12 protein-coding genes and 1 other RNA gene are annotated in these 8246 nt (G+C 54.5%); 2 read left to right on the top strand and 11 right to left on the bottom strand.

All coding sequences use genetic code 11. The annotated features are described in order from the left end of the window. The first annotated feature begins 212 nt into the window (after window positions 1-212). Together ssrA and RBR60_RS15475 are read left to right on the top strand one after the other, a co-directional pair. Window positions 213-561: a transfer-messenger RNA gene (gene ssrA, locus RBR60_RS15480) on the top strand. Window positions 562-772: 211 nt separating this feature from the next. Beyond that, the gene (locus RBR60_RS15475) at window positions 773-2023 is read left to right on the top strand and encodes a tyrosine-type recombinase/integrase (RefSeq protein ID WP_320358440.1); all 1251 of its coding nucleotides are present in this window, start codon (window positions 773-775) and stop codon (window positions 2021-2023) included. Here RBR60_RS15475 and RBR60_RS16865 read toward each other — a convergent pair. The 11 genes from RBR60_RS16865 to RBR60_RS15425 all read right to left on the bottom strand — a co-directional run. After that, on the bottom strand, window positions 2005-2265 hold the full coding sequence (locus RBR60_RS16865) for a helix-turn-helix transcriptional regulator (RefSeq protein ID WP_413815478.1): 261 nt from the start codon (window positions 2263-2265) through the stop codon (window positions 2005-2007). The genes RBR60_RS15475 and RBR60_RS16865 overlap by 19 nt on opposite strands. Before the next feature lie 483 nt (window positions 2266-2748). Further along, complete coding sequence (locus tag RBR60_RS15470; protein WP_320358438.1) at window positions 2749-3321, bottom strand: DUF5420 family protein; 573 nt, start codon at window positions 3319-3321, stop codon at window positions 2749-2751. Window positions 3322-4102: 781 nt separating this feature from the next. Beyond that, on the bottom strand, window positions 4103-4345 hold the full coding sequence (locus RBR60_RS15465; RefSeq protein ID WP_320358436.1) for a hypothetical protein: 243 nt from the start codon (window positions 4343-4345) through the stop codon (window positions 4103-4105). A 71-nt stretch (window positions 4346-4416) separates the two neighbouring features. Continuing rightward, window positions 4417-4974, bottom strand: a complete 558-nt coding sequence (locus RBR60_RS15460) for a hypothetical protein (RefSeq protein ID WP_320358434.1) — start codon at window positions 4972-4974, stop codon at window positions 4417-4419. A gap of 309 nt (window positions 4975-5283) precedes the next feature. After that, window positions 5284-5763 (bottom strand): helix-turn-helix domain-containing protein, encoded by a 480-nt coding sequence (locus RBR60_RS15455; RefSeq protein WP_320358432.1) that lies wholly within the window; start codon window positions 5761-5763, stop codon window positions 5284-5286. Further along, window positions 5760-6083 carry a DUF4258 domain-containing protein gene (locus tag RBR60_RS15450; protein ID WP_320358430.1) on the bottom strand — a complete coding sequence of 108 codons (324 nt, stop codon included), beginning with the start codon at window positions 6081-6083 and terminating at the stop codon, window positions 5760-5762. The genes RBR60_RS15455 and RBR60_RS15450 overlap by 4 nt, the downstream gene beginning before the upstream one ends. Before the next feature lie 141 nt (window positions 6084-6224). Further along, the gene (locus tag RBR60_RS15445; protein ID WP_320358428.1) at window positions 6225-6377 is read right to left on the bottom strand and encodes a hypothetical protein; all 153 of its coding nucleotides are present in this window, start codon (window positions 6375-6377) and stop codon (window positions 6225-6227) included. Beyond that, window positions 6374-6625: a hypothetical protein gene (locus RBR60_RS15440; protein ID WP_320358426.1), complete on the bottom strand. Its 252-nt coding sequence runs from the start codon at window positions 6623-6625 to the stop codon at window positions 6374-6376. The genes RBR60_RS15445 and RBR60_RS15440 overlap by 4 nt, the downstream gene beginning before the upstream one ends. 11 nt (window positions 6626-6636) lie before the next feature. Then, window positions 6637-7395 carry a DNA ligase gene (locus RBR60_RS15435; RefSeq protein WP_320358424.1) on the bottom strand — a complete coding sequence of 253 codons (759 nt, stop codon included), beginning with the start codon at window positions 7393-7395 and terminating at the stop codon, window positions 6637-6639. Next, window positions 7392-7574 carry a hypothetical protein gene (locus RBR60_RS15430; RefSeq protein ID WP_320358422.1) on the bottom strand — a complete coding sequence of 61 codons (183 nt, stop codon included), beginning with the start codon at window positions 7572-7574 and terminating at the stop codon, window positions 7392-7394. The genes RBR60_RS15435 and RBR60_RS15430 overlap by 4 nt, the downstream gene beginning before the upstream one ends. A 203-nt stretch (window positions 7575-7777) precedes the next feature. Further along, a partial coding sequence (locus tag RBR60_RS15425; RefSeq protein WP_320358420.1) for a hypothetical protein occupies window positions 7778-8246 on the bottom strand: 469 nt, incomplete at its 5' end.

Genomic DNA, 8246 nt, shown 5'->3' with positions numbered 1-8246 from the left:
CACGGAAGTTAAGCTTGACTGCGCTGATGGTACTGCATGGGCGACTGTGTGGGAGAGTAGGACGCCGCCGGATTCTTTTGAAACGCCCTGTCTTTGGTGATCATCACCACAAGACAGGGCGTTTTTTATTTGAATTTTTAGTATGCATATTGACAAAATGTAAAGAGGCCTATATGTTTAAATGCTAAACATGAAAATGTTCTTTTAAAATTGGGGGCGACATGGCTTCGACGGGGATGTTGAAGTGATGGTTGCATGCCGAGCTCTCCGCAGGCTCGTAAAACAGCGGAACCTAAAGTAATCGCAGACGATTATAACTACGCTGTAGCAGCATAAGCTACCGTCTCACCAGCACACGCCCGCAGTGCTGGAATGGGGCGTCGACTCGCGGGACCGCTTGAAAAGTCTGCCTACGGCTTTTCAGGTTAAACCAGTAGGATCGCCTGCGCCACAGCCTGTTCAGAGGCGTTGGTAAGGGTTAAATTTAAAATCTGAACTAAGCATGTAGACACTGTCATGGAGAGTCTTCGGACGCGGGTTCAATTCCCGCCGCCTCCACCACCATCATAATTAAGGCCACCTTCGGGTGGCTTTTTTATTTGGTTTTTTCCTGATTTTGTGCGGGTTTCGGGCCTTTTTGCCTGTCAGGGCTGTCACACAAAACACACAAAAACATGGTACAGCAAAGCTTTTTTTGATAGTCCTGTGTGTGTTTTGGAAAAAACCGAACACACGGACACACACAAAACACACGCAGGGGGAAGGTGCCGATATGGCAACAAAAAATCAGCTCACGGCCATCGAGTGTGAAAATGCGGCACCGGGGGAATCCCGGTACGCATTGTCCGACGGCAATGGACTTTTTTTGAATGTGTACCCATCTGGAACAAAAACCTGGAAGGCCAGGCTACGGGTCGCGGGAAAGCTCCAGGAGCACACGCTCGGGCCTTTCCCGGAGATTTCCGTAAAGGATGCCCGCCTGCTGTTGGCAGGCCTGAGGCTGAAAATAGCGCACGGGGGGAATCCCGCAGAGGAGCGGCAGGCGGAGAAGGATCAGGCGGACGGAAAGTTTTCCTTCGAGACCCTGGCAATGGACTGGTTTCACGCTGTCCATGCCACCCAAGTGGTTCCGGCCCACGCGGATCGGAATCTGTCCCGCCTCAATCAGATGGTTCTGCCTTTTCTTGGCAAGAACCGGCCCGAGGAGATCACCCCGCCGATGGTGCTGGAGGTTCTGCGCCGGATCTCAGGGCGGGGGCACGTCGAGACGGCACACCGGGTCAAATCTCTTTTGTCGCTGATCTTCCGGTACGGCATTTCCCTGGGGAGGGTAGAGAGAGATCCCACGCGGGATCTGACGGGCATCCTCCCGGCGGCTGATGTTGTCCATCATCCTGCAATCCTGGAGGTGTCGGAGTTGACAGGGCTTCTGCGGGCGCTGGACGGGTACCAGGGGACACCTATCGTAACCGCCGCCGCACGGTTGCTGCCTCTGATTTTTTGCAGGCCCGGAGAGATGCTCACTATGCGCTGGGCCGAAATTGACCCGGCAAAGGCGCAGTGGATCTGGGTCGCAGCCAAGACCCGGACACAGATGATCACGCCCTTGTCCCGCCAGGCCATGCAGATTCTGGCGGGGCTGAAACCCCTTACGGGTGAAGGCAGGTTTGTGCTGCCCTCACTACGGGCCAAGGACAAACCCCTGTCCAACACAGCGATCAAAGGGGCGCTGGACTCCCTCGGCTATAGGGGGCGGATGACCTCCCACGGGTGGCGGGCTGTGGCCCGGACGCATCTGGTGGAAACGCTGAACTATCCTGTGGACATCGTGGAAATGCAGCTGGCGCACAATGTCCGGGATGCCTTGGGGAGGGCGTACAATCGGACGACGTTTCTGGATCAGCGGCGGGAAATGATGCAGAGGTGGGCAGACTGGCTGGATGAGGTTAGGCTGACACCGGCGCCTGCATCCGCCAGTCCGGCAGATGGTGTGGATCCGTGGGCTCAGTGGTCATCTGGTTGATCTGGCTCCCTCTCTATTGGGCGCCTCCTGGGCCTGCCGATGGGTTTTGGCGGCTGCCTTGGAACTATTTTTCTGGAGTCCAGGGCCTTTTGCTCATACTCCTCAATCTCCCGGAGTGGCCAGCGCAGGACAGTCCGGCTCCAGCGGACAGGCTGGGGCAGCTCTCCGGATCTCATAAGGTTGTAGATGGTGGCGGGGGAGATACCCAGCTTGGCGGCGACCTCTTTACGTGTCAAATACATAAAGCCTCCATATATAAGGTGGGAAGCGGAATATGAGCCACAAATGGTTTTGTGGCTCATAGAATTGGCTCAAAAGGGGTCTGACCCCTTTTATCTTCCTTTTATCTTTTTTTATTGCCCTATGACCGGGTGCTGCCTCCGTCCATTACCTGTTTTTGATTCGCGGCAGAAGGGACATTTCCCGTCTACTCTTGACCGAGTGGTATATTTTTTGCATTTAATGCACCACGCGGTCACAGATTGGTTTTTCGTTGGATGCCAACTCATATGCCTCCATTTCTGACAGGCAGCATTTGCGAGCGTAGCGAGTCGAGTTGAAACGGTTGTTGAACGCAAAAAAAGCGCAAAAAAAGCGCAAAAAAAGGGGCCAGACCCATTTTTCTCATGGCACATTGCGAGGGTGATGATTGTGTCGCAATGCGGGCACAAGGGTCGCCTATTACCCCAGTATGCCGTTTCGGTTGTTTTGGTTAGAGGCATGACCTATACCCCCTCTTCCGTGATGGCTATAAACTCTGACTTTTTGATCTCCAGAAATCCATCCGGGGCTGTAAAAGAGTCGTCATGGTGGTCTGTGGTGGGGATCTTGAAAGCCAGCCTGTCGCCGTATAGACCTGCTACTGTATGGCTCACGACACTTCTACCATTCAAAAGGCCAAAGACCTCTTTGTGGACTTTCAGTTTTGTGCAGATATAATTTGAAAAATTAAAGCCGCCAACGGCCTGGAGTTCCTCCACAATAGCCCTACCGGCCCGACAGCGCTTATCAGGCTTATAGTACGCATAAGTGATGTCGCCATTACGTTCCAATGATGGCTTAAGGAAATATTCTCGCATGGGTGGCGTGGCCTTGCGATCCCCCTCTGGCCGCTGCCAGTGCCATCCGATAGCAAACGGAGCCCTCCCGCTGTAGCCCCAGAGACCATCAGCCTCATACTTTTTCAAAAAAGAACCGACTCTCGCTCGGTATTGGGAAAGTTGATCCTGGGCCTCTGCAATGACATGGGCAATGGACTCACCCTCTGCAACATAATATTTGTACTTGATTTCATTCATATTTATTCCGCTACCTTTCATCCTATTCGCTACAATTCCAGCTTCTTTCCGGGTCTGCATCCCACCGACAAAAATCAAGGAATGAGTCAAAACTATCTCCATATTCCAAGTATCTGCGATACCTCGCTTTGCTTCTTGAAACCTTTGGCGGCCTTGGGCTCTCCAGGGCAACAGCCTGGATGCCTTCAGGGGTGACGACAAAACAGTGTTGGTCCCCCCAGAGGGGCCTTGTTCCGAGATCTTTCATAAAACCCCTCTCGGCCAGCTCCTGGCACTTCAAAAAATCCTTTACGCCCGGACCTGTAGCGAAATGGTTCCGGTATTGGCTCCCCTGGCCGTACTGATCAACGCCAAGGGCGTGTTGCAAGATGTGCAGCAATTCTTTTTCCATAAAGCCTCCCACTAAAATTCATCAAAAAAAAGGGGTCAGACCCATTTTTCTGTTTTTTATCTGCCTCACCTCAAATCCTCCTTTTTCATCTTTGTTTTATGATCCAATGGGTAGGTGTCTTTGAAATCCCCACATACATGCTCTCTCGGTGTGAGGATGTGGCCCGCCTTAACTTCCCCGGAGAAAAACCCTTCGGGGAAAAGGATGGCTATGGTTTCTTCAGCAGACACCGGGGCCGATCTTGTGCATTCTCCAACAAGAGAGCTGTGCCACCGCCACCAATCACAACCGGCGCAGCAGGGGCCATGGGCATGATAAAAGGCATCAATAAGGCGCTGTGTTCGTTTATCTTTACTCATAAAGGCTCCGACTTTTCCGCAAGAAAATGGGTCAGACCCATTTTTCTTCTGTGATTCCGTGGGCCACCCGGACTCCTTCCATAATGTCCGACCGGATACCATCGTCGCCATCCATGGGTTCGGATCTACCGTCCGGGAATTCAAGCTCTACGGCATATCCGCCTTTTTCAACAAAAATAGCTATCCTGTATCCTTTCGGCAAAAATTCTGCTGCCTTTTCAAGGGCGGCATCCACAGATGGCGGGGTGTCCCACAAATCATCGGTTATTTTCATTCTGCGGTCTCCATTCTGTCTTGACTGAAGGGGCAGGCCCTTTTTTATTTTCAGCCCTTTGATTCTTTTGATTAATCCCTCAAGCCCATTTTCACAGGCATCACAACCCCCTGCCCGCCGTCAAAAACAAACGGCACAGGGTCATACCACCGGGATACCTGTGCGATTTTTGCCCCCGAGAGACCCGCTATTTTTAACAGATACCGGATTTGTATATGGGCTTCGCCGATCTTGACTGGGTTTTCTGTGTCTATTTTCTTCCCGGTAGAATCACAGGTGGTACAGTCCACAACTTGCGCCCTGGAAGGTATCTCGCCTTCCCCGTCGCACTCAGGGCAGGTATCCATGGCCGGAACCTTCAGGGTCCCGCGGCATGTCCCGCATGGCTCCAGGCTTTCCATGTCTATAATGGGCAAATCCACCCAATCTACAGCATGATGTCCCGACCAAAGCCATTCGCCTATGGTTGCAGTGTGTTTGCCGCAATTCGGCCCGGCCAGCGCCAGCAGTGTGTTGGTTATTGGGACACGAACCAGAATTTTGCCGTCTGTTGCCTGCATGTATCCATCCATCACAAACGGTTCCGGAAACCTGCTGCCCGCAAAACTCCTTATTTCTTCAAAAGTCATCTGGTCATCCTCCATATCCGCATGTCCGGCAAGCCCAGCCGTCCCGGACGGGCCATTTACACCGTGGACATGCGTGGGTTGGTGTGTGTGAGAGGAAGAGGTTTTCGGTGCTCTCCCGCAGGTATTGTTCAGTCGTTGGGCGGCTTACCAGGCCAATTTCTCCCCCCACGCCGGTGAAAACGAGCGTGACGTCCGCTCCGCAGTGGGGGCATGGGATGAGCGCCCCATCCTTGGGGCGGTGCTCCCAGAGGTCGAGGATCGTCCCGCCGCAGTCTGGACAGTCCGTGCCGTACAGATCGCCATATGTGATCATATCTCACCCCGATCCTCTCCCAGGCGGTAGCATATCTGACACAGAAGCCTGAAACCTGGGGCCACTGGCCTGCGGCCGCAGCAGGAGCACCTGCGTGCAGGTGTGGGCTTTTCCCTGCGCATGGGGGTGCGGCCAGCGCTCCGGGATTTAAGGTTGACCAAATCTGCCTCCCGGAACAACCTCGCGCCGCCCGGCCCGACGAGGCTGTGTAGCCTGCCAGAGAGAGCCATTTTGCACAGGGTGGTGCGGATGTATCCGGTACGCTCCGCGGCTGTCTGGCTGGAAACGTATCCTGCGGGTATTCCCTGGCTGTATCTGCTCGCCTCGGGTCTGGCCATGATGTCGTCAACTCGGACCAGGTGGACCTTCCCTCGTTTTTCGGTCGGGATTTTCCCGTTTGCGGCCCAGAGTCTCAGGGTTCCCTGGGGGATACCGGTCTGGCGGGCGGCATCCTGGAGCCTGACAGCGTCTGTCATATGCCCTCCGGGATATGACCCCGGCGCAGCAGGCGCTTGACGTTGGGGTCGGTGAGGCCCCGCTTCCGGGGCTGCTTTTGGGGGTGATCCGCTGGCTTGCGCGTCCCGTCTGGAGAGGCAAACCGGCGGAATACCGTAATGACATGGGGGGTGCCCGTCTCGATGGAGGCCACGACCGCGACCTCCCCGAGGTGATACCGTCGGCGGAACTGGGAGAGGACTGTCGCGCTGCCAGCGGTGAGGACGGCCAGAATGTGGCGCTCCGACAATCTGCGCTGCTGCATCCGCAGGCGGGCGTGGTCTGTGATGGACAGGATCATGATGAGGCTCCTATCTCTGATGGGTTTTCCGGAAAACCTGCTCCCGGATCAGTTTTCTTCGTTCGGCATCCTGCCTGGCCCTCTCCAGGGCCTTGCCGCAGTCTTCATAGTTGCGGGATAACATTTCCAACGCGTCCTTTTTCATGATGCCACGCCCGCAAGTTCGAGTTTGCGGATCAGCGCATCTGTTTCCTCCGGGGAGAGGAAATCGGAGGCCACGACCTTGAACTTCTCAGAGTGAGCGTCTAGGAAGGTTTCGATGGCCATCGCCTCCATGTCGGTCAGTTCAGTCATGATGCCTCCTGTATAGATGTGGTGGATATTTGTTTTTCTTCCAGGGCCTGCATCTGTTGGATCATGCGGCTCCTGCCGATATCCCAGCCGAGCACGTAGGCCGAATTGATCACGTCCAGAATGTGCCAGAGGTCTGAATCCGAGGCTCTTGCATCCACGGTGACCAGCCCATAACCGGAAGGCCCCACCAGGGTGGCTGTGGTGGCTGTTCTTTCAATCCTGCATTTTTCGGGCGGGTAGCATTTCATTTGGCACCCCCCTATTCGTAGTTTCTCGCGGCAATAAAGACAGGGAATCTCGGGACACCACCATCCGTAAGCCCCTGAAAAGCAAAGGTTGCCAGCTCGCCTATGCGGGGCGGGGTTTCACGGAGAGCATCAGACAGACCCGTGCCGAGACGGAAAACGATACCCTTCCAGTCGCAGACGATGGCACCGACGCGGCCGGAGTGCTTGCCTTCCCCATCCTGAAAACCAATGATCGTGGCCTCGTCTGTTTCTAAGGGCTTGAATTTAAGGAGAGACCCGCTCCGTTTGTTTTCGTAGGTGGAACCTGGGCGGCGCAACATAACGCCCTCTGCACCAAGGGCCAGCAGCTTTTCGGAAAGGCTGTGAAGGTGATCCACCCCTGTGCAGACCACATGGTCAACAACAGAGACAATGGGGTTTTGGGACAGGGTTTTATTGAGGAAGGCCATGCGTTGCTCGAATGTGCCGGAGGCCTCGGGGGCATCAAACACGCAGTATCGGATCTGTTTCCATTCAGAATCCACCGGAGTCTGTTTCCGCACAGCCCCTACGGTTTTCTGGAACATTGACCGGCCCATAAAGAGCTCTCCATCCAGAAAGGTGTCTTTGGGGAGAGAGTCCAGAAACCATTCCGGGGCCTTAAATTCGTTTCCATTGCGACTGATCAGGGCGGATCCGTTCCAGATAGCCCGCACACCATCCAGCTTTTCGCTCATGAACCAGCCCGTGACTTCCTGATCCTCATATGGTTTTGCAAGCATTGGTTTCATGGGCGGTCTCCCTTCAGCAGCATCTGCTCCATAAGCCGGACGGTGTGGAGGTGGTGCGCCAGCTCCCCGACGGTGCGGAACTGGGAGGCAGCCTGGGTGAGGATGGCGCGGGTCTGTTGGTGGTTGCCCTTGCCCTTAAATCCTAAAGGCGTTTTTTTGTTGATTTTGGTGGAATCCATGGTAAAAATCCTTTGTTTGTGTGTTTTTGTTTCGCCCCCATCCGGTTGCAGCCGGGTGGGGTTTTTTGTTCCCTCATTTTCAGCCATCTTACGGGCTGAAATATTAACAGTCAATACTTTTTTTACACGACCCGTAATAAAAAGTACAAAAAAACGCCCCTGGTAATCCAGGGGCGTTCATTTTTCGATGTCTTGCCGGGCTATCAGGGGTTTTTCGGCAATATTTTTACGAAGGAAAAAAAGTGGTCGTCTTTTTGCAGCATGAAGATGTCCATGGCCAGTGGGCCGCGGGTGGGCCTGTGTAGGCGGACGATGCGTCGGGCTGCACCGATCTCCTCCACCTCGTCTATCAGGGCGAGCCTTTCGGCCTCGTCAACATAGAACCTGCCGGGCTCATCCCTAACTATGCGGATATCATAGCCCAACACCTCACTCCACAGTTCCCAATGGGCATCGAGTATTCTGTTTCTGGTCGAGATAATCCGGGCCACGTCAGTCCCCCCATGGTCCCAGATCCATTCCTTCAGCAGGCGCTGTATTTTGCGACACGCAACCAGCACACCATCGACAGAGATGCGGTGGCCGGAACGCCTGTCATGCCCGGAGCGTCGTTCTTCGGTCACAGGTAGATCCTGTTCCCTCCGATCCCGATAGGCTCTCCGTTCTAGACTA

The sequence above is a fragment of the Desulfobotulus sp. genome (genome assembly GCF_034006065.1).
In the GTDB taxonomy this organism is placed as follows: domain Bacteria; phylum Desulfobacterota; class Desulfobacteria; order Desulfobacterales; family ASO4-4; genus Desulfobotulus.
Note: the sequence above shows the minus strand (reverse complement) of the source record. Positions and strands in the feature narration are given on the sequence as shown.